At 57.7% G+C, this 21,048-nt stretch carries 20 protein-coding genes; 5 read left to right on the top strand and 15 right to left on the bottom strand.

The annotated features are described in order from the left end of the window. Positions 1–4: 4 nt before the first annotated feature. From ACR3EQ_RS03150 to ACR3EQ_RS03105, 10 genes are all read right to left on the bottom strand, one after another. Complete coding sequence (locus ACR3EQ_RS03150) at positions 5–739, bottom strand: ATP-binding cassette domain-containing protein (protein WP_480489695.1); 735 nt, start codon at positions 737–739, stop codon at positions 5–7. Further along, the gene (locus ACR3EQ_RS03145; RefSeq protein ID WP_170616176.1) at positions 732–1,445 is read right to left on the bottom strand and encodes an ABC transporter permease; all 714 of its coding nucleotides are present in this window, start codon (positions 1,443–1,445) and stop codon (positions 732–734) included. Before ACR3EQ_RS03145 ends, ACR3EQ_RS03150 begins: the two co-directional genes overlap by 8 nt. Before the next feature lie 156 nt (positions 1,446–1,601). Continuing rightward, positions 1,602–2,597 (bottom strand): ABC transporter substrate-binding protein, encoded by a 996-nt coding sequence (locus tag ACR3EQ_RS03140; RefSeq protein ID WP_170616174.1) that lies wholly within the window; start codon positions 2,595–2,597, stop codon positions 1,602–1,604. A 62-nt stretch (positions 2,598–2,659) separates the two neighbouring features. After that, positions 2,660–3,505, bottom strand: a complete 846-nt coding sequence (locus tag ACR3EQ_RS03135) for an ABC transporter permease (protein WP_170616172.1) — start codon at positions 3,503–3,505, stop codon at positions 2,660–2,662. After that, a complete protein-coding gene (locus ACR3EQ_RS03130; RefSeq protein ID WP_480489694.1) occupies positions 3,502–4,419 on the bottom strand; it encodes an ABC transporter permease in 918 nt (305 codons plus the stop codon). Before ACR3EQ_RS03130 ends, ACR3EQ_RS03135 begins: the two co-directional genes overlap by 4 nt. Then, positions 4,416–4,847 carry a GNAT family N-acetyltransferase gene (locus tag ACR3EQ_RS03125; RefSeq protein WP_170616168.1) on the bottom strand — a complete coding sequence of 144 codons (432 nt, stop codon included), beginning with the start codon at positions 4,845–4,847 and terminating at the stop codon, positions 4,416–4,418. The genes ACR3EQ_RS03130 and ACR3EQ_RS03125 overlap by 4 nt, the downstream gene beginning before the upstream one ends. Continuing rightward, positions 4,847–5,638: an ABC transporter ATP-binding protein gene (locus ACR3EQ_RS03120; RefSeq protein ID WP_170616166.1), complete on the bottom strand. Its 792-nt coding sequence runs from the start codon at positions 5,636–5,638 to the stop codon at positions 4,847–4,849. Before ACR3EQ_RS03120 ends, ACR3EQ_RS03125 begins: the two co-directional genes overlap by 1 nt. Before the next feature lie 10 nt (positions 5,639–5,648). Next, complete coding sequence (locus ACR3EQ_RS03115) at positions 5,649–5,870, bottom strand: hypothetical protein (protein WP_170619039.1); 222 nt, start codon at positions 5,868–5,870, stop codon at positions 5,649–5,651. Between the two features lie 139 nt (positions 5,871–6,009). Then, the gene (gene hydA / locus ACR3EQ_RS03110; protein ID WP_170616162.1) at positions 6,010–7,464 is read right to left on the bottom strand and encodes a dihydropyrimidinase; all 1,455 of its coding nucleotides are present in this window, start codon (positions 7,462–7,464) and stop codon (positions 6,010–6,012) included. Positions 7,465–7,556: 92 nt separating this feature from the next. Further along, the gene (locus ACR3EQ_RS03105) at positions 7,557–8,807 is read right to left on the bottom strand and encodes a Zn-dependent hydrolase (protein WP_170616160.1); all 1,251 of its coding nucleotides are present in this window, start codon (positions 8,805–8,807) and stop codon (positions 7,557–7,559) included. 170 nt (positions 8,808–8,977) lie between these two features. On the opposite strand from ACR3EQ_RS03105, the gene ACR3EQ_RS03100 reads away from it, so the two are divergent. After that, positions 8,978–9,586 carry a TetR family transcriptional regulator C-terminal domain-containing protein gene (locus ACR3EQ_RS03100; RefSeq protein WP_170616158.1) on the top strand — a complete coding sequence of 203 codons (609 nt, stop codon included), beginning with the start codon at positions 8,978–8,980 and terminating at the stop codon, positions 9,584–9,586. 240 nt (positions 9,587–9,826) lie between these two features. Here ACR3EQ_RS03100 and preA read toward each other — a convergent pair whose 3' ends face one another. Genes preA through ACR3EQ_RS03085 form a run of 3 tightly spaced genes read right to left on the bottom strand, consistent with a single transcriptional unit; the run spans position 9,827 to position 13,365 of the window. Further along, positions 9,827–11,131 (bottom strand): NAD-dependent dihydropyrimidine dehydrogenase subunit PreA, encoded by a 1,305-nt coding sequence (gene preA / locus ACR3EQ_RS03095; protein ID WP_170616156.1) that lies wholly within the window; start codon positions 11,129–11,131, stop codon positions 9,827–9,829. A gap of 17 nt (positions 11,132–11,148) precedes the next feature. After that, entirely contained in the window at positions 11,149–11,985 is an 837-nt protein-coding gene (locus ACR3EQ_RS03090; protein WP_480489693.1) for a class I SAM-dependent methyltransferase, read from the bottom strand. Between the two features lie 45 nt (positions 11,986–12,030). Next, positions 12,031–13,365, bottom strand: a complete 1,335-nt coding sequence (locus tag ACR3EQ_RS03085) for an NAD(P)-dependent oxidoreductase (protein ID WP_170616152.1) — start codon at positions 13,363–13,365, stop codon at positions 12,031–12,033. 474 nt (positions 13,366–13,839) lie between these two features. On the opposite strand from ACR3EQ_RS03085, the gene ACR3EQ_RS03080 reads away from it, so the two are divergent. The 3 genes from ACR3EQ_RS03080 (at position 13,840) to ACR3EQ_RS03070 (ending at position 16,917) form a co-directional block, all read left to right on the top strand. Next, entirely contained in the window at positions 13,840–14,835 is a 996-nt protein-coding gene (locus ACR3EQ_RS03080; protein ID WP_170616381.1) for a hypothetical protein, read from the top strand. A gap of 72 nt (positions 14,836–14,907) precedes the next feature. Then, positions 14,908–16,200: an O-acetylhomoserine aminocarboxypropyltransferase/cysteine synthase family protein gene (locus tag ACR3EQ_RS03075; RefSeq protein ID WP_170616150.1), complete on the top strand. Its 1,293-nt coding sequence runs from the start codon at positions 14,908–14,910 to the stop codon at positions 16,198–16,200. Between the two features lie 3 nt (positions 16,201–16,203). Next, a complete protein-coding gene (locus tag ACR3EQ_RS03070) occupies positions 16,204–16,917 on the top strand; it encodes a GNAT family N-acetyltransferase (RefSeq protein WP_480489692.1) in 714 nt (237 codons plus the stop codon). A 2-nt stretch (positions 16,918–16,919) separates the two neighbouring features. Here the strand turns inward: ACR3EQ_RS03070 and ACR3EQ_RS03065 are convergent, their stop codons facing one another. Further along, positions 16,920–17,615 (bottom strand): SIMPL domain-containing protein, encoded by a 696-nt coding sequence (locus tag ACR3EQ_RS03065; RefSeq protein WP_170616146.1) that lies wholly within the window; start codon positions 17,613–17,615, stop codon positions 16,920–16,922. 163 nt (positions 17,616–17,778) lie between these two features. Here ACR3EQ_RS03065 and ACR3EQ_RS03060 point away from each other — a divergent pair, with 163 nt between their 5' ends. Then, positions 17,779–19,752 carry a hypothetical protein gene (locus ACR3EQ_RS03060; RefSeq protein WP_480489691.1) on the top strand — a complete coding sequence of 658 codons (1,974 nt, stop codon included), beginning with the start codon at positions 17,779–17,781 and terminating at the stop codon, positions 19,750–19,752. 66 nt (positions 19,753–19,818) lie between these two features. Here the strand turns inward: ACR3EQ_RS03060 and hppD are convergent, their stop codons facing one another. Further along, positions 19,819–20,916 (bottom strand): 4-hydroxyphenylpyruvate dioxygenase, encoded by a 1,098-nt coding sequence (gene hppD, locus ACR3EQ_RS03055; protein WP_170616142.1) that lies wholly within the window; start codon positions 20,914–20,916, stop codon positions 19,819–19,821. Between the last annotated feature and the right edge of the window lie 132 nt (positions 20,917–21,048).

Below are 21,048 nucleotides of genomic sequence, written 5' to 3'. Positions count from 1 at the left end.
GTTTTCAAGTGACCAGTCCGCCATCAAGGTAACGTCGCGAGGCTTCGCTTGTCGGCGCTTCAAGTACCTGATTGGCGGCGCCATGTTCAACCACATGACCGGCCTGCATCATGACCACATCTGCCGCCAATCGCCGGGCCTGACCGATGTCGTGCGTCACCATCACGATGCGGACGCCCCGCATGGAAGCCCGTAAGATCATCTGTTCGATTTTCTGCGTCGCGCCTGGGTCAAGTGCGCTGGTCGGTTCGTCCAGAAACAAGGTATCGGGCAATGTAGCCAGTGCCCGAAGAATGGCCAATCGCTGCGCCTCACCTCCGGAAAGGGATCGTGCCGCTTGACGCGCCTTGGCTTCCAGCCCGCCCTCGGTCAGCAGCTCTGCAATTCGGTCCCTGCGCTGAGCATGGTTCAGCCCCTGTCGTTTCAGCACAAAGCCCAAATTGCCCGCAACAGAGCGGCGCAACAGAACCGGCCGTTGAAAGACCATCGCCTGACGCGCCTTGTGTTCGGCATTCAGCGGCACGTTGTCCTGAAACACCCGACCGCCGTCCGGCGCGATCAACCCATGCAGGCACCTGAGAAGAAGGCTTTTGCCCGCCCCGTTCGGCCCGAGGATCAACGTCGGACCAGGCCCGTCCAAAGTCAGTTCCCGCACGTTCAGCAGGTCCTTGCCATCACGCGCGATCCTGAGATCCTTCACCTTCAGTTTTCTATACATTTCACCGGCCAGATCACGCATGGCGTAATCCTTCCCGTTCAGCCCTGAGGCTCAGCGCGCTGACCATGGCATTTACCGCCACCGCAATTCCGATCAGGATCGCCCCAAGGGCCAGCGCAAGCGCCAGATTGCCCTTGGATGTCTCAAGCGCGATGGTGGTCGTCATGACCCGCGTCACGTGATTGATATTGCCGCCGACGATGATCACTGCGCCAACCTCGGCAATGGCCCGCCCGAAGCCCGCAAGCAACGCCGTGACAAGTGCCAGCCGGGCATCCCACAACAAGACCGGAACCGAGGCCAGTCGCGACACGCCAAGCGAGCGCAACTGCTCCGAATACTCTTCGGCCAGCATCTCGACCACCTGTCGTGTCAATGCTGCGACGATGGGCGTGACCAGAACCACCTGCGCGATGATCATCGCGGTTGGTGTGTAAAGCAGCTGCAAGACGCCCAATGGCCCTGACCGTGACAACATCAGATAGACAAGCAACCCGACCACCACGGGCGGCAAACCCATCAGGGCGTTCATCAGAACAATCAGCACTCGGCGTCCCGGAAACCGAGCCACGGCAAGAGCAGCACCCAAGGGCATGCCGATGGCGGCTGAAATCAACACGGCAAAGATCGAAACGCGCAGGGATAGCAGGACAATCGACCAAAGCTCTGTATCCCCGTTCAGGATCAGAGCCATCGCCTTGCTGAATTCTGATGCAAAATCCTGCATTTCATCCCACTTGAACGCCAACTCGTACGAATTGCATCAATTCACAACGAAATACTAATCGGAAATGATTGTAAGTACAGACACTTTTGCGGCACCTCAAACCAAAAACGCGGCCCGTTTCCAAGCCGCGTTTCGTTGTTTCAAGTAATCCGGTTGTCAGTTCAATGCTGCATCCGTGATCTTATGAGTCCATGCCCCTTCCGGTTCCTTCGTGATGGCAGGGTTTTCCGCGGACACGGCCGACAGAAGCGTCTTCACGGTCTGCTCATAGTCGCTGGGGTCAAGCGCGCCATCCGATCCTTCGATCAGCTTTGCGATTTCACCCATCATATAGACCTGATGATCCAGTTCCTGTGCGCCGGTTTCGTCAAACTCCAGCACGATCTCGGCTGCTTCTTCCTGGTTCTCGGCAGCGTATTTCCACCCTTTCATCGAAGCCCGAACAAAGCGCTCCATCTTGTCGACAAAGGCCGGGTCATCCAGGTTTTCTTCCATGACGTACAGACCATCTTCGAGCATACCAAAGCCCATCTGCAGGTAGTTGAAGGTCACCAGTTCTTCCGGGGTGATACCGGCCTGCAGGATCTGGCGGTACTCGTTGTAAGTCATGGTCGAAATGCAATCAGCCTGCCCCTGAATCAGAGGATCTGCCGAAAACGCCTGCTTCAGAACCGTAACACCGTTTTCATCCGCACCATCCGTCTCGATTCCCAGAGATGCCATCCATGCATAGAACGGGTATTCGTTCCCGAAGAACCAGACACCCATCGTCCGCCCCGGGAAATCTTCCGGAGATTCAACGCCGGTGGACTTCAAACAGTTGACCTGCAATCCGCCGGTCTTGAAGGGCTGCGCGATGTTGACCAAGGGTACGCCCCGCTCACGCGCCGCAAGTCCGGCTGCCATCCATGTGGTGATGACGTCAGCCCCGCCCCCTGCGATGACCTGTTCCGGCGCGATATCAGGGCCGCCGGGCTTAATCGTGACATCCAGCCCTTCTTCGTCATAATAGCCTTTTGCTTCGGCCACGAAATAGCCCGCGAACTGCGCCTGACCGACCCATTTCAACTGTAGCGTTACCTCGTCCGCCGCCAGCGCCGTAGTGGCTGCCAGGCTGAAGGCTGTAACCGCCCCGCTGAGTAGCTTATTCATCTTCATTTCTCCTAGTTGCTATTGGTGCCCCGTTTTCGGGGTCTGTTGAATTCTTTCCTGCGTTATCCTCGTTGTGACGGATGCCAGAATGTCACCGCCTTTTCGATCATAGCCACCAGCCCGTAAAAAGCCGTTCCGGCCAGCGCGGCCACAACAATCTCGGCCCAGACCATATCCAGCGACAATTGTCCGACGCTGGTCGAAATTCGAAAGCCCATCCCGACTATGGGCGAACCAAAGAACTCGGCCACGATAGCGCCGATCAGGGCCAAGGTGGTAGAAATCTTTAGTCCGTTGAAAATGAATGGCATCGCCGCAGGAAGGCGGAGTTTCACAAAGCTCTGCCAATAGGTCGCCGCATAGGTCTCCATCAGGTCGCGCTGCATGGTTGTCGCTTCGCGCAGGCCAGCCACGGTGTTGACCAGCATGGGAAAGAACACCATCACAACCACGACGGCGGCCTTGGAATGCCAGTCGAACCCGTACCACATCACCAGAATGGGTGCGGTGCCCACGATCGGCAGCGCAGCAACGAAGTTACCAACCGGCAGCAGACCCAGGCGCAGGAAATCCCACCGGTCCACGGCAATCGCCATCAGAAACGCCGCGCCGCAACCAATCACATATCCGCTGAAGGCGCCTTTGATGATCGTCTGCACGAAATCGGCCCAGAGGATCGGCAAACTGTCCGCAAACCGCAGCGCGATAACCGACGGTGCGGGCAGAATGACCAGAGGAACATCCAGCCCACGCACCAGCATTTCCCAGATGCCAACAACCGTCAGCCCGAAAACCAGAGGGGCCAGAAACCTGACCATGCGCGTGTCCGCCCAGGGACCACTGGCCAGCCGGCTGTTCAGCCACCAGCCGAACACCCACAACAGGACTGCACCAAAAACCAGTATCATTGCGCCATCCCCATGCGTTTCAGTACCGCCCGTTCTATCAGACCCAACAGACCCACCAGGCAAGCCGCCAGAATGGCCGCCGCGAACAGGGCTGACCAGATCTGAACGGTCTGACCGTAGTAGCTGCCTGCCAGCAGCCGCGCGCCCAGACCGGCAACCGCACCTGTCGGCAGTTCTCCGACAATTGCGCCGACCAGCGACGCTGCGATGCCGATTTTTAGCGAAGCGAACAGGTACGGCATCGATGCGGGCAGGCGCAGTTTCCAGAACCCCTGCGACGTGTTGGCATTGTAGGTCCGCAGCAGGTCAAGTTGCATGGCATCCGGGCTGCGCAAGCCTTTGACCATGCCGACAACAACCGGGAAAAAGCTCAGGTAGGCCGAGATGATCGCCTTGGGAATAATCCCCTGAACACCCACCGAATACAGAACGACGATGATCATCGGTGCCAACGCAATGATCGGGATCGTTTGGCTGACAATGGCCCAGGGCATAACAGACAGGTCCATGACCCGGCTATGGACAATCCCAACGGCCAGCAAAATGCCAAGCCCGGTACCAATGACAAAACCCAGAATCGTGGCGCTTAAGGTTACCCAACCATGATACACCAGCGACCGCTTGGAGGTGATATTCTTGCCTATCGTGGTCTCCCACAGCTCGATCGCGACCTGGTGCGGGGATGGCAGGCGCGGTTTTTTCTGCTCCCACGTGGCGGGGATCGCAAAGCTGTTGCTCAAAACCAGCCTGGCCTCTCCCATGTCGCGGCGCGCGCTGGCGGTCGGCGGCTGAACCTCGGCCCCGCCGCGCTCAAGCTCGGACAGCACACCCTTGATGTTCATCGGAACACAGGCGGCGTACCAAATGGCAACGATAGCAGCCACGACTGTCAACACGGCAACAATCTGCTTCATGCACGCCACTCCATCCGGATCACTGGCAGGGTTTCGGGCGGCACGGGCGGCTCCGTTCCGGCCTCGACAAACCCTTCCCGGCGATAGAACCTTTGCGCTGCCTTGTTCGGCTCATGTGTTGTCAGCCACAGAAAATCGCGATTTTCCTTGGCCTTGTCCAACAACCGCTTACCAATCCCCTTGCCGGTTCGCAGGCAGTATAATGCGCCGACCTTGCACGCCACGGGATCAACGGACATGTAGCAGTCTACCGGGTCGCCCACGACCCAGATTTCGCGTTGCGGAAAGGCCTCATTGATCAATCCGGCAAGCTTTTCCACGGGCAGTTCTTCGGGCATCCAGCATGTTGCCTTCATCCAAGTCGAGATAACTTGTGCGCAGGCCGGGACATCGTCCCGCTCTGCCCGTCTGATAGATTCACCCGGCATCAGACGTCATCCCCGTGACCGGCACGCAGCCCCTCGCGCACGCGGTGGGCCACCTCAATGAATTCCGGAGAATCCCGGATGTCCAAAGGCCGTTCCTTGGGCAGCGGGCTGTCAATCACATCCGTGATCCGTCCCGGACGCGGGCTCATCACTACGATCTTGGTGCTCAGATACACCGCCTCGGGGATCGAGTGGGTCACAAACCCGATTGTCTTTTCCGTCCGCGCCCACAGCGCAAGAAGCTGTTCATTCAGGTGGTCGCGCACGATTTCGTCCAAAGCGCCGAAAGGTTCGTCCATCAGCAGGATATCGGCATCAAAAGCCAGCGCCCTGGCAATACTGGCACGTTGCTGCATCCCACCGGATAGCTGCCAAGGAAACTTGCCACCAAACCCTTCAAGATCAACAAGTTCCAGAACGTTCTTCACACGCTCATCCTGCTCGGCCGCCGAGTACCCCATGATCTCAAGCGGCAGCTTGATGTTCTTGGCGATGGTCCGCCAGGGATACAGCCCCGCCGCCTGAAACACATAGCCATAGGCCCGGTTCCGCCGCGCTTCATCCGGGGTCATGCCGTTTACTGTCAGGGTTCCCCCGGTCGGGGTTTCAAGTGCCGCGATACAGCGCAGGAAGGTGGTCTTGCCACAGCCCGAGGGGCCGATGAAACTGACAAAATCGCCCTTGTCGATCGACAGGTTTACATCTTTCAATGCGTGGATCGGCCCGTCATTGGTCTGGAAGGTGAGGTCCAGCTGTTTTGCCTGAATGACGGGCTGTTCATTACTTGTCATATTTGTCCTTTCACCGACAAACGCTCAAAACCGTCGCGTAGGTCTGGTCAGGGTTTGCAAGGACAAACCCCTCGTGCCCATCGCTGTAGAAATCCCATGTAAAGTCATAGGTTTCTTCATAACCGATACATTTCGCCGTCAGTGTCGATATCTGTCCATCTTGATTTCCAACAACCAAGACATCGCAGGCGGTTTCGTAAAACAGCAACCGCCCTTCTTTCAACAAGGCCATGTCTGTTGCCTCGGCGGTGCTGCGTTTAAAGTGAACGTCGCATCCCGAGTTGTTGCCATATACCGGAAAACCTGACTGCGCATACGCGACAGTTCCGCTACATAGCAACGAAGCCATGGAACAAAGTAGTCCGCGCAAATCACACACCTGTCGCCGGAATACCCGTGCGTTCCACCGGTCGTGGGGCAGTCAGGTCTTTCCAGGTGCTCAGCGCCTTGTTCACATGGGTATTGGCCTCACGCGCAACAAACTGACCGTGCCCCTCCTGCGTTTTGATCTCGCCATCATGCACCGCGACTTGCCCACGGCTGAGCGTGAAACGTGGCAGACCCTTGACCTTCTTGCCCTCAAAGACGTTGTAGTCGATCGAGGATTGTTGCGTGCCCGCGCTGATGGTTTTGGTCTTTTGGGGGTCCCAGACGACCAGATCGGCATCCGCCCCCACCAAAACTGCGCCCTTTTTCGGATAGCAATTCAATATCTTGGCGATGTTTGTCGATGTAACCGCCACAAACTCGTTCGGCGTCAGCCGCCCTGTTTCGACACCATGGGTCCAAAGCATTGGCATCCGGTCTTCCAACCCGCCGGTCCCATTAGGGATCTTGGTGAAATCGCCGACACCGAACCGCTTCTGCTCGGTCGTAAAGGCGCAATGGTCAGTTGCCACCACGCTTAGCGATCCTGATTGCAGGCCTGCCCACAGACTGTCCTGATGCTGCTTGTTGCGGAACGGCGGGCTCATCACTCTGCGCGCCGCATGATCCCAGTCCTGGTTGAAATACTCGCTTTCATCCAGCGTCAGATGCTGAATCAGCGGCTCGCCCCAGACGCGCTTGCCCTGCATTCTGGCCCGGCGGATGGCCTCATGCGCCTCTTCACACGAGGTGTGCACGACATAGAGCGGCACGCCCGCCATGTCGGCGATCATGATGGCACGGTTGGTCGCCTCGCCTTCGACCTGAGGCGGTCGGGAATAGGCGTGCGCCTCGGGGCCGGTATTTCCTTCAGCCAGCAGTTTGGCGCTGAGTTCCGCGACTACATCACCGTTTTCGGCATGCACCAACGCAGTCCCGCCCAGTTCGGCCAGACGCCTGAAGGATGCAAACAACTCGTCATCATTCACCATCAGCGCGCCCTTGTAGGCCATGAAGTGCTTGAACGTGTTGATACCCCGCGTCTCGATCACGGTCTTGATGTCGTCAAAGACCTGCTCGCCCCACCATGTTACTGCCATGTGGAAGGAATAGTCGCAGTTTGCACGCGTCGATTTATTGTCCCAGCGTTTCAGGGCATCCAGCAGGCTTTCCCCTGGATTCGGCAATGCGAAATCGACGACCATGGTGGTCCCGCCGGCCAGCGCCGCCCGCGTGCCGCTTTCGAAGTCGTCACTGGAATAGGTTCCCATAAACGGCATTTCCAGATGCGTATGCGGGTCAATTCCACCGGGCATGACATAACACCCGGTTGCATCCAGTTCCTTGTCGCCTTTCAAATCTGGGCCAATTTCCGTGATTACACCGGCTTCGATCTTTACGTCAGCCTTGTACGTCAAATCGGCGGTGACGATTGTTCCGTTCCTGATAACAGTGCTCATGTCAAACTCCCTGTTGCGGTCTGCGCCGCTTGCTTCATCTGGCCAAAAGTATCCCGGGGGAGACGCCCAGCGGGCGACGGGGGCAGAGCCCCCTACTCCACAATCTCCGCAGTTTCGACGACCGCGTGAAACAGAACATCCGCCCCGGCAGCAGCCCATTCCTTGCTGATCTCTTCGGCCTCGTTGTGGCTCAGGCCATCTACACACGGACACATCACCATCGCCGTCGGGGCAACGCGATTAATCCAGCAGGCGTCGTGCCCGGCGCCGGATATGATATCTGTATGGGAATACCCCAAACGATCAGCCGCGCTTCGAACCGCTGCAACGCAGGTCTCGTCGAACTTCACCGGGTCAAAACCGCCGACTTTCTCAAATTCGATCTGAAGCCCCATTTCATCCACGATATCCTCGGCAGCAACACGCAACCGGTTTTCCATGTCGGTGATCACGTCCAGTTCGGGCGACCGGAAATCGACCGTGAACACCACCTTGCCCGGGATCACATTTCGGGAATTGGGGTAGACGTCGATATGCCCTGCCGCCCCAACCGCGTGGGGCGCGTGGGACCACGCAATTTCGTCCACTTTCTCAAGGATGCGCGCCATGGCCAGACCCGCATTCTTGCGCATCGGCATCGGGGTCGACCCGGTATGGGCGTCTTTGCCGGTAACCGTGATCTGGGTCCAGCTCAGGCCCTGGCCATGCGTGACAACGCCGATGTCCTTTTCCTCGGCCTCCAGGATGGGGCCCTGTTCGATATGCAGTTCAAAAAAGGCGTGCATTTTTCGCGCACCGACTTCCTCGTCTCCTCGCCAGCCAATGCGTTTCAGCTCATCGCCAAACTTCTTGCCTTCCGCGTCTTCCCGGTCATAGGCCCAGTCCTGCGTGTGCATTCCCGCAAACACGCCCGAGGACAACATGGCCGGCGCATATCTGGTGCCTTCCTCGTTGGTCCAGTTGGTCGCAACGATCGGGTGCTTCGTCTTGATCCCCAGGTCATTGAGTGTCCGGATGATCTCCAACCCGCCCAGCACACCCAGCACACCGTCGTATTTCCCGCCGGTCGGCTGCGTATCCAGGTGCGACCCAACATAGACCGGCAGAGCATCAGGGTCAGAGCCTTCGCGATGGGCGAACATGTTGCCCATCTGATCCAGTCCCATGGTGCAACCGGCTTCCTTACACCATTTCTGGAACAGCGCGCGCCCTTCGGCATCTTCGTCCGTCAATGTCTGGCGGTTATTGCCGCCCGCAACGCCGGGGCCGATCTTTGCCATCTCCATCAGACTATCCCACAGCCTGTCTCCATTAATTCTGAGATTCTGCGCCGGAGCTGCCATCTGTTTTCCCCTGTTGCTTGCGATTTGGCTCGCTTTTGGTGTCTTGATTTGACCATCTGGTCAAACTCACGCTATCACGGGTTCGACATCAGTCAAGAAATTGCATCGCGTCGACGGAAATTTAAGCATAATCAGCACCCGTCGGACAAAAATTGGGGTAACTGGGATCAATGCCAAAAGACCGTGCGCCTACCCGAATTCAGAAAAAGAACCGCGCAGCGATTCTCGAGGCGGCGCTGAACGTTTTTTCAGCCCACGGTTTCCGCGGTGCGACGGTGGACCAAATCGCAGCCGAAGCCGGATTGAGCAAACCGAACCTTCTGTATTACTTCCCTTCGAAGGAGGCGATTCACACCGCCCTTCTGTCCGGGCTTCTGGACGTGTGGCTGGCTCCGCTTCACGATCTGGACGAAAACGGCGATCCGCTGGAAGAGATCCTGTCTTACATCAACCGCAAGCTCCAGATGAGCCAGGAGTTACCCCGTGAAAGCCGCCTGTTTGCCAATGAACTGGTTCAGGGCGCGCCTCGTATCCGGGATAATCTGTCCAATGACCTGAAGTCTCTGGTCGACCAAAAAACTGCTGTTTTGACCACCTGGATGGATCAGGGCAAAATTGCCCGTCTTCACCCCTATCATCTGATATTTTCCATCTGGTCCCTGACCCAGCACTACGCCGATTTTGAAGTGCAGGTCCGGGCAATTCTAGGTGAGGAAGACCCGTTCGAAGGCGCAGCGCCCTTCATGGAAACCTTGTACCGCAAACTGTTAACCCCTTGAGAAGCAGTTAACAAACTTAAGGAAGAGTCTTCTTCTTGCACCAGACCCAACCCGGAACCCTGGATTAAACGCAAAGCTGGCCGCGTGTGGTTTCCAAATGAAACAAAGCGGCGCGGATATCATCTTATCCGCACCGCCAACCAATGAACCTTCAGCTGTCACAAAGGGCCGATCGATTTTCTGATCCGAAGAAACTCGATGCGTTTTCTCGGATCAGGTTTTCGTCCAAAAGATACTGGATTATTCAGCCGCTTTCGCCATTGGGTTGTTCGGATGCGTGGTCCAGTTCGCATAGCCGGGCTCAACGACCTTTTGTGTGCGTGGGTCGATCTCCCCTGCTGCCATCGGCTCCATCGAGATACATCCTTCGACCGGACAGACATCGACGCACAGGTTACAGGCCACGCATTCATCATCCATCACTTCAAAAACGCGATCGGCGGACATCGAAATCGCCTGATGGCTGGTGTCCTCGCAGGCGGCATAGCATCTGCCGCACTTGATGCACTGGTCCTGATCGATCTTGGCCTTGGCCACGTAGTTCAGGTTCAGGTATTGCCAGTCCGTGACATTCGGCACCGCCAGACCAACGATTTCAGACACGTCGGAATAGCCCTTTTCATCCATCCATTTGGACAGACCGGCCGTCAGTTCATCGATGATCTTGAACCCATAGGTCATCGCCGCCGTGCAGACCTGAACAGTGCCGCACCCCAGCGCCATGAATTCCGCAGCATCGCGCCAGGTGGTCACGCCACCGATGCCTGAAATCGGCAGGCCATGCGTTGCCTCCGCGCGCGCAATCTCGGACACCATCGACAAGGCAATCGGCTTGACCGCCGGCCCGCAATAACCACCGTGGCTGCCCTTACCGTCAATCGAGGGTTCGGGGCTGAACGTGTCCAGATTGACGCTGGTGATCGAGTTGATCGTATTGATCAGCGATACGGCATCCGCACCACCGTTCTTGGCCGCAGCAGCGGGTTTGCGGACATCGGTGATATTCGGTGTCAGCTTCACGATGACCGGGCGGTCATAGTATTTTTTGCACCACCGGGTAACCATCTCGATATATTCCGGAACCTGCCCGACGGCCGACCCCATTCCACGCTCGCTCATCCCGTGTGGACAACCGAAGTTCAGCTCGATCCCGTCCGCTCCGGTTTCTGCGACGCGCGGCAGGATGGCTTTCCATGCCTCTTCCTCGCACGGTACCATGATCGAGGCGATCAGCGCCCGGTCAGGATAGTCTGCTTTGACCCGCGCCATCTCCTCGAGGTTTACTTCAAGCGGGCGGTCGGTGATCAGTTCGATATTGTTCAGGCCCAGCAGGCGACGATCTGCGCCGTAGATGGCCCCGTAGCGCGGACCATTCACATTCACGACCGGCGGCCCTTCGGCACCAAGCGTTTTCCACACGACACCACCCCATCCAGCCTCGAATGCGCGTCGTACGTTATATTCCTTGTCCGTCGGCGGCGCGGATGCCAGCCAGTAAGGGTTGGGGCTGGAAATTCCCAGAAAGTCAGTTGTCAGATTGGCCATGGGTTCTCCTTACCGGGTTAACCGGTTTTCTTGAAAATCATCTCGGTCGGGCGGATGCGCCCGGCGTTAAGGTTTGCGACATAGTTTTTGAACTTCTCAGGGGCAGTATCACCCATCATCAGATGGATCCCCAGCGGTGCGGGGCCGCTTTCGGCCGTGCGGGCAAAGACCTCTTCAAAGAACGCTTTCGCGAATTCCGAGCGGTCGTTTTCCGTGATCAGTTCAAATCCAACAGCCGAGGCCGCGTCCCTGTACGCACCAGGCGTGTCCACGAACGAGGTGTCGGGCGTCGTCGACCAGGGCAATGGGAAGACCATCGGTTCATCCACCGCACCGCCCATCACGTCAAACAGCGCAAAGGTGCCGCCTTTTGCCAGCACCCTGGCCACTTCGGCGAACAGGCGTTGTTTGTCCTGAATGTTCATGCCGACATGCAGCATGACGGCAAGGTCAAAGCTGGCGTTCGGCACCGGCATGTCCAAAGCGCTTCCGGTCAGAAAGCGCACCTTGCTTTCAAGACCGACAATCGCACTGAGGGCGGTTGCCGTCTCGACGAACTCAGGGGTCAGATCGATGCCCGTAACGGTCGAGGTGTAGCGGTCCGCAATGTAGCGCGACGTTCCACCGATACCGCAACCGATATCCAGCACCCGCGTTGCGTGGGTCGGCGAAAGTTGCGCAAACAGATGATCCGTCGCAGCAACTCCGCCTGTGTGGAATTCGTCGCCCGCTTTCAGATCGGCAACCGTGGCCGCGTCCGGGTCGATACCGCTCTGCCGTAGCGCATCGCGAACGCGTTCTGTCAGTTCACCTGTCGTATAGTGGCGGGCAACGGCTTCTTCGATCCGGGACATGGCAACACCTCAGCAATGCGATTGAAAGATCAATGCCTCACTATATCACGAAACAAGCGTTGCATGGATGTCCATTGCGGCATCCCTGCCCTCGGCCACCGCGGTCACGGTCAGGTCTTCGCCACCGGTTGCACAGTCGCCACCGGCCCAGACACCTTCGATGGATGTGCGGCCCGCGTCCGTAACGACGATCTTGTTGCCGTCCAGATCCAAACCTTCAGGTGCCCCCTCCAGTGTCTGACCAATTGCCTTGAGGACTTGATCCGCCGGAACACGAATGGTTTCGCCGGTTCCGCTCAGCTTGCCTTCGCGGGATTCGGTATATTCAAGCTCGATCTCGGCGGTGGAGCCATTTCCATGAATGGCCACAGGCTGAACGTTGCACAGAATTCGAACACCATGAGAGGCCGCCAGATCCTGTTCATACCGGCTGGCTCCCATCGCTTCGCGACCGCGACGATATGCGATGGTCACATGTTCGGCGCCAAGAAGGCGGGATTTCACTGCCGCATCCACGGCAGTCATGCCGCCACCGATCACCACGACGTTGCGCCCTACCGGCAGATGCGCAAGGTAATCTGCCTGCCGCACGTCCGAGATGAAGTCGACCGCATTGCGCACTCCGTCCAGATCATGCCCTTGTGCGCGAAGTGCGTTCACCCCGGCCAGACCGATCGACAGGAAAACCGCGTCATAATTCTGGCGCAGCCCGTCCAGCGAGATGGTGTCACCCAGTGCGGAACCCGTCTCGATTACGATACCGCCGATTTTCAGCAGCCAGTCCACCTCGGCCTGAGCAAAATTGTTGGTCGATTTGTAGGCCGCGATACCATATTCGTTCAGCCCGCCCGGCTTGGGCCTGGCGTCGTGGATCACCACGTCGTGGCCATGCATGGCCAGACGATGGGCACAAGCCAGTCCCGCAGGGCCCGCGCCAACCACGGCAATTGTCTTGCCGGTCGATGGCGCCCTTTCGAATGGATGCACCCCGGTCGCCATGACGCTGTCCGTGGCGTAACGCTGCAGTCGACCAATCTCAACCGGCGACCCTTCGGCGGTTTCGCGTACGCAGGCCTCCTCGCACAATGTTTCGGTCGGACAGACCCGGGCGCACATGCCACCCAGAATGTTCTGTTCCAGAATGGTCTGGCCTGCCGCTTCCGGCTGACCGGCCTGAATCTGGCGCATGAACAACGGAATATCGATGTCCGTGGGACAAGCGGTAACGCATGGCGCGTCATAGCAGAAATAGCACCGATCCGCCGCCACAGCCGCCTCATGCGCGGCCAGCGGCGGATGCAGATCCGTGAAATTCGAGGTCAGCTCATCGCTGGAAAGCCGCCCGGCGACAATACCGGGGACCATCTGGCCCTGTGCCATCACTCTACTCCCTGTAGATATGTTTATTGTGACCTCAGCTTGCCACAAACTAATTTTTTATCAATTGGTAAAATTTATAAAATCACCAAAAAGTCGAAAAAGCTGAGAGAACGACCTCAACTTCACCGTATAGTTTTTTGTTTTTATTTGCTTTTGGTCAAATTTAACTATTCGAGAAAAATCTTCGAGTTAAACTCCGTACATGGTCCAATAATCACCTGCAGCGGTGGGACAGCGGGTATTCGACGGACAGCGCAGCCAGTCCCAGGCGCCAAATGACTCGTCTGCCTCCTACCTGCCGCCATTGATGACAAACATGTCCAGGCCTGTTTGAGTTCCTGCGTCGCGTTCAGAATTGGGCGCGCCGCAGCGGTTTTCCAATCTCGCATCTGGTTTTGGCGTCGTCTGCCGCTTACAGTGCGTCACCAGAACCAGAGCAGCGCCGGAGAACGGCGAAAATCCGTGAGTTTATCGATGCAGGCCAAGGCCACCAAGTTCAATATTGTCATCATCGGACAGAACAACCGCCTGCAATTCGAGGCTGTGCTGTTTGCCGCCTCGCTTCGACATTGTTCACCGGGATTCACAGGCCAACTGTTTGTTGCGGTTCCCCAACCCGGCCCGCGCTGGCAACAAAACCCCAGCATTCAGAACGAGGATGTTCTCAAAGTCCTGCGACAACTGGACGCCGAGATTCTGCCCTTTGACAACCATGCCTTCGGCGAAAGCTATCCTTATGGCAACAAGATCGAAGCATTGCTGGCCATGCCCGAGGGTGAGCCATTTGTGTTTTTTGACAGCGACACCCTAATCACGGGCGATCTGAACACAGTTCCGTTCGATTTCGACCGCCCCGGCGCGTCATTGAAGGTCGAAGGGACATGGCCAAAACCCACGCTGTATGGCCCCGGTTTCGACGGCATCTGGCGCGCGCTCTATCAACGGTTCGGGCTGGACTTCGAAAGCTCGATCGACACAGACCAACCGCTGGATCACTGGCGGCGCTATCTGTACTTCAATGCAGGGTATTTTTTCTATTCCTGCCCACACGCTTTCGGAAAACGGTTTCTGGAATACGCGCTCGCTATCCGCGACGAGGATATCCCAGAGCTTGTTGGCCAGAACCTTGACCCCTGGCTGGATCAGGCCGCGTTGCCGCTGGTGATCCACGCGCTTGGCGGCGGGCGCGACGCCCTGCCGGACGGATTGCTGGATGGCACCGTAAGTTGCCACTACCGGCTGTTCCCGCTGCTTTATGCACGCGAGTCGGATCATGTCATCGAAGTTCTGGAAACAGTGGCCGCGCCGAACCGGATCAAGAAGGTTCTGAAGAACTACGACCCGCTGAAAAAGCTGGTGATCCAACGCAAGGGCGAGAAGATCCGCAATATGTTCGACCGCAAGAACCTGCCCCAGCGCGAGCAGGTCATCCGCAACCAGATCAAGAGCAAAGGACTGTGGATGCGCTGACTGGATCGTTGTGCGCACGCGACCAATGCCCTAGAGATTCTGCAAGACAAATACCAACAGGAGATTTTCCAGATGTCTGATGGACCCACTTATGGTTTCGACACGCTGCAAATTCATGCCGGTGCCCGGCCCGACCCGGCGACCGGAGCGCGCCAGACGCCGATCTACCAGACAACCGCTTACGTATTCCGCGACGCGGACCACGCTGCCGCGCTGTTTAATCTGCAAGAGGTCGGCTACATCTATTCCCGCCTGACCAACCCTACCGTGGCTGTTTTGCAAGAGCGTGTCGCGACCCTTGAAGGCGGTGTGGGTGCGGTTTGTTGTTCCTCGGGTCACGCCGCGCAGATTATGGCGCTGTTTCCGCTGATGGGGCCGGGTTGCAATGTGGTTGCATCAACCCGCCTTTATGGCGGCACCGTCACGCAGTTCAGCCAGACCATCAAACGCTTCGGCTGGTCCGCCAAGTTCGTCGACACCGACGATCTGGACGCCGTCAAGGATGCCATCGACGAAAACACACGGGCGGTGTTCTGCGAATCCATCGCCAATCCGGGCGGCTATGTCACAGATATACGCGCGCTGGCGGATGTTGCGGACGCCGCAGGAATCCCGCTGATCGTCGACAACACGTCGGCCACGCCCTACCTGTGCCGCCCGATTGAACAGGGTGCCACGCTGGTCGTACATTCGACCACCAAATACCTGACCGGCAACGGCACCGTCACTGGCGGCTGCATCGTGGATTCAGGCAAGTTCGACTGGTCCGCAAATGACAAGTTCCCGTCGCTCAGCGAACCGGAATCCGCTTATCACGGGTTGAAATTTCACGAGACCTTTGGCCCGCTGGCCTATACTTTCCACGGAATTGCCATCGGGCTGCGTGATCTGGGCATGACGATGAACCCGCAGGCTGCGCATTACACGCTGATGGGGATCGAAACCCTGAGCCTGAGAATGGAGCGCCACGTAGAGAACGCCCAGAAAATCGCCGCGTGGCTCGAAGCAGATGATCGCGTGGAATATGTCACCTATGCTGGCCTGCCGTCGTCGCCCTATTATGATCGGGTCCAGAAGTGCTATCCGCGCGGGGCCGGTGCCCTGTTCACCTTCGCGGTCAAGGGCGGCTATGACGCGTGCATCAAACTGGTCAATGCGCTGGAGATATTCAGCCATGTGGCCAATCTGGGTGACGCACGCTCGCTTATCATTCATTCGGCCTCGACCACACACCGGCAGCTGACGCCCGAACAACAGGAAGCCGCCGGTGCCAGCCCGAACGTGGTACGTCTGTCGATCGGGATCGAGGATGCCGACGACCTGATTGCCGATCTTGACCAGGCGCTCAGCAAGGCAAGCGCCTGATCCATGGCAACCGGCAGCGAAACGAACGACCTTGGCCAGCCGATTGGCTGGCCCGTTTCGGATGACTTCCCGCGTCCGACACCGCCTTACACGCCGATGCAAGGAGGGTTCTGTTCCGTTGTACCGCTGGATATCAACAGGCACGCGCCCGGTTTGTACCGGGCGTTTGCAAACGACGCGGACGGCCACAACTGGACCTACCTGCCCTACGGACCCTTTGAGTCCGAAGCCGCCTTTGTCGAATGGGCCCAGAACAATTGTTCCGATGCTGATCCGATGTTTCACTCGGTTCTGGATGCCAATGACGTCCCGGTCGGCATGGCCTCGTACCTGAGAATCACGCCCGCTGCCGGATCGATTGAGGTCGGTCACATCCACTTCTCGCCCCTTTTGCAGCGCAGGCCGCAATCGACCGAGGTGATGTACCTGATGATGCGCCGCGTTTTCGATGGGCTTGGCTATCGCCGCTACGAATGGAAATGCGATGCGTTGAATGCACCGTCTCGACGCGCGGCCGAACGCCTTGGATTCACTTTTGAAGGCGTGTTCCGGCAGGCGACCCACTATAAGGGACGTAATCGTGACACGGCATGGTATTCGATAATCGACAGCGAATGGCCACGCATCCGAAAAGCCTTTGAAGCCTGGTTGCTGCCCGAGAATTTCGACGCTGCGGGCAAGCAACGACAACCGCTGCAAGCCCGCGCAGAGGTCTGACTTTATTCGGAAATTTCGAATTCCATCAAGACATTGACCGAGATTGAAACCTCACCGCCGGCAACCGGAACATTGCCTGCTTCGGCCATGCTCATCTGGCGCATATGTGGCATGGGCTGCACACCCCCGCCCTGTTCGTCAATTGACTGAACCGGGCCAAGTGTCACGCCCGCGGCCTGGGCCAGTTGCTCGGCCTTGGCGGTTGCCTCGGCGACAGCTTGCGCTCGAGCTTTTGCTTCAAGCGGCTTGGGGTCCTGAACATCGAAACTCAGGCCGCCAAAGTCATTGGCACCGTCCTGAATGACCGCATCCATGATCTCACCCAGCTTGGTCAGGTCACGCACCCGAACAAAAACCCGGTTCGACGCAGCAAAACCTGTGATTTCCGGGTTCTGCCCCGGCACATTGTTTCGGTTGGACCAAACCGGCGAAAGGGACAGATCGCGGGTTTGCACGTCGCGTGCCTCGATCCCTTTTTCGTCCAGTCGCGACATAATTCTGGAAACCGCGTCGGATGTTGCCTGCATCGCCACCGAAGCCTGCGTATCCTGGTTTGTGACACCCAATGTAATGGTCGCCATGTCGGGTGTGGCCTGAACGGTCCCTGCCGCGCTGACGGTGATGCGACGTTCTTCCGCATGGGCCGCGCTTGCCGCCGTCATTGCCAGCATGGCGGCCAGAAAAGCAAATGTCTTCAAGGTGATCCCTCCAATTCTTGCTGTCTTAAGATGGGGTGACCGGGCGCTCTCGTACAAGAGGTGACTTGGCTTTTTCTTTCCCTCGGCGATATCCTGCTTTACTGTCGTGCTGCGAACGCAATGTCGTTTGCATTGACGATGACAATTATGGTTCTTCGGAGTTATGAAACCCGCTTTTGCGTTATCATTTTCTGCCGACGGAATTTCCCTGCATCACCATTCGGATGACGACTGGTTCTGCATTGGCACGGTTCCGCTGGATGCGCCGGATTTCCCGGATCGCATGCAGGCGTTGCGCGACGCGGGTTTTGCGCTGGAAAACGACCTAAGCTGCAAGGTCGTGATTCCGGAAGACCAAATCCGGTTTTTGACAGTCGAAGCCGAAGGACCGGACGCAGACGATACTGGGCAGAAAGTACGCGATGCACTGACCGGGGCCATCCCGTATACACTGGACGAACTGGCTTATGATACAGCGACGGACGGACAGCAAACTCACGTCGCGGCAGTGGCAACGCAAACTTTGGACGAGGCCCGGGAGTTCGCGACCCAACACGGGTTCATTCCTGTCGTATTCAGTGCAGAAACCGGCCCAAACCCTTTTCCGACCGAGCCCATATTCTTACCTCGGGAAACCACAGAACTGCCCGGTGCACCCGAACCGGCCGATACGGCGCAAGAGCCGGAAGAAGAAGCGGAATCGAACACTCCGGTCCATGCTATCGCGGCGACCGATGCCCCAATCGCATTCCGGGCGCAGACCGCGCCAGGCGCCGAGATTGGCACTGGTGCGGCACACCCAGGTGAAGCCAAACTCTACAAATCTCTGGCATTGGTCGCAGGCATTCTTGCAGTCGCCATCGGGCTATGGTTCCTGACCGGGTCCGAAGACGAAATCAGCCCGGAACCCGTTCTGGCGCAGAGCGTTCCGGACGAAACTGCGTCCCCAAGTGTGCCAGAGCAAGTACTGGCAGAAAAAGCACCAGAACCGGAAAGCGATATTGCCGAAGTCGCTGTCGCTCTGCCCCCGGTAAAAGAAACGTCAGAACCGGACACAGAGCTCTCTGAAACCCCCATCTCTCCGCCTGTGGTTGAGGAAAAAGCTGAGCCGACCGCGACGGATCTTGCTATTCTCGAGGCGTTGGACGTCAGCCCAACACCCGTCGAGCAGGTGGCCCGCGATCCTCAGGCGCAACAGGAACTGCAATCCCAGACAGGTGTTGTCCTGACCGCACCCGATGCGCTGATCCTACCCACCGCGGTGCAATCGGACGACCTGTATCTGTCATCGCTTGACCCATCGAACCTTTCGCATGACGCGGTGGCGCTGCCTGCGGCCGAACAGTTTGACACTGATCAGCCATTCGAACAGCCCGCTGCACCCAGCGGCGCGGGAACACGGTTTGTACTTGATGAGCGGGGTTTGGTTACCCCCACGGCCGACGGTACACTGAATCCGGATGGGGTCATGGTTTTCCTCGGACGACCGTCTTCGGTTCCGCCCGCAGTCCCGGTTCGCTTCGAACAGGAACCCATCGTCGAAGAGGGCAATGACAGGCTGGCTGGGCTGCGTCCGAAAGTCAGGCCAGGTAATCTGATCGAAGGGTTCGAGCGCCAGCAGCTGGGCGGTCGGACACGGGACGAGTTGTCCGGGCTGCGGCCGAAACTGCGGCCAAAATCCCTGCAGGAGCAACCTCAGATTGATGAAACCCCGACCGCGTTGGCGGTCGTTCGGGTTCCGCGCCCCAAATCCCGCCCGGCAGGTCTGGCAGCGGCTTCCGCGCCGACGGCAAACACCACGTCCGCCAATCTGGGATCAACGGCCGCCATCGATCAAAGCAGTGACGATGTCGGATCGTTTGCGGCAAAATCCGTTGCGCCCAAAATTCCGAGCCGGGCTTCTGTCGCCCGTCAGGCCACTCTGGACAATGCCATCAACCTGCGAAAGCTCAACCTGATCGGAGTCTACGGTTCGCCAGCGAACCGCCGCGCCCTGATCCGGCTGCCCAGCGGCCGCTACAAAAAGCTTAAGGTCGGGGATCGGCTGGATGGTGGCCGTGTAATCGCGATCGGGGACAGTCAGTTGCAGTACCAAAAGAAGGGGCGCAACGTGACTTTGAAAATGCCCCGCAGTTAACAGCCAAAATCGAATGGGAAAAAAACACGCGCGCTGACACGCCAGCGCGCGCTTTATATAGCCGCGTCAAGCGGCTGAAATCTCGCCACTTTCTATCTGTTCGCGTTCGATGGATTCGAACAGCGCCTGGAAGTTTCCTTCGCCGAATCCGTCGTCACCCTTGCGCTGGATGAACTCGAAAAAGATCGGTCCGATGACAGTCTTCGAGAAGATCTGCAGCAGGATCCGTGTCTCACCTCCGTCGACGACACCTTCGCCATCAATCAGGATGCCGTGCTTCATCATCCGGTCCAGGGGTTCGGAATGCCCCGCGACCCGGTCCGTGGACATGTTGTAGTAGGTCTCGTTCGGGCCTGGCATGAACTTCAGCCCCTTGTTCGCAATCGCGTCGGTTGAATCGTAGATGTCCTCACTTCCCACTGCGATGTGTTGAATGCCCTCACCCTTGTATTTCTTCAGGTACGAAACGATCTGGCCGGTCTCGCCTCTGTCCTCGTTGATCGGAATGCGGATGCGGCCACAGGGCGAGGTCAGCGCACGGCTGTAAAGACCGGTGAATTTTCCCTGGATGTCAAAGAAGCGGATTTCGCGGAAATTGAACAGGTTTTCGTAAAACCGGAACCACTTGTCCATATTCCCCTTGTAGACATTGTGCGTCAGGTGATCGAGGTAATAGAACCCGTCACCGCGGGGTTTGGATTGCTGCGTCCACTCGAATTCCTGGTTGTAGGGCGACGTGTCATAATACTGATCGACGAAGTAAATCAGCGAGCCGCCAATCCCCTTAATGGCTGGCACGTTCAGTGTTTTGTCGTCGGCATCGTAAGGCTCGGCACCTTTTGCAACGGCGTGCTCATAGGCCTTTTGGGCATCAACCACGCGCCACCCCATTGCTGGCGCGCACGGTCCATGTTCGGCAACAAACTTGGCTGCAAAGCTGTCGGGGTCGGAGTTCAGGATATACGTGACATCGCCCTGCTGCCACAGTTCGACGCCGGGCTTCTTTTTGTGGTGCCCCACCCTTTCGAATCCCATCTTCGAAAACAGGTCGCGCAACTCCTGCGGTTCTCGATGCGCGAATTCGACAAACTCGAAGCCGTCGGTCCCTGCCGGGTTTTCTTTGCTGATTACGGATTTCGGTGCGTTGTGCGGGAAAGGTCCCATGGCGGGTCTCCTAAAAAACAGGAATTTCTTTGCTGATTCTAAAATACGTCTTAATTGACGCTGTTTCTGCGCATAATTTTCGTGTAAACTAGCGGTATGTGCGCGATTTACGCACCAAAGACAAGAAAAACG

It is taken from the genome of Ruegeria sp. AN11, from assembly GCF_056536005.1.
Note: the sequence above shows the minus strand (reverse complement) of the source record. Positions and strands in the feature narration are given on the sequence as shown.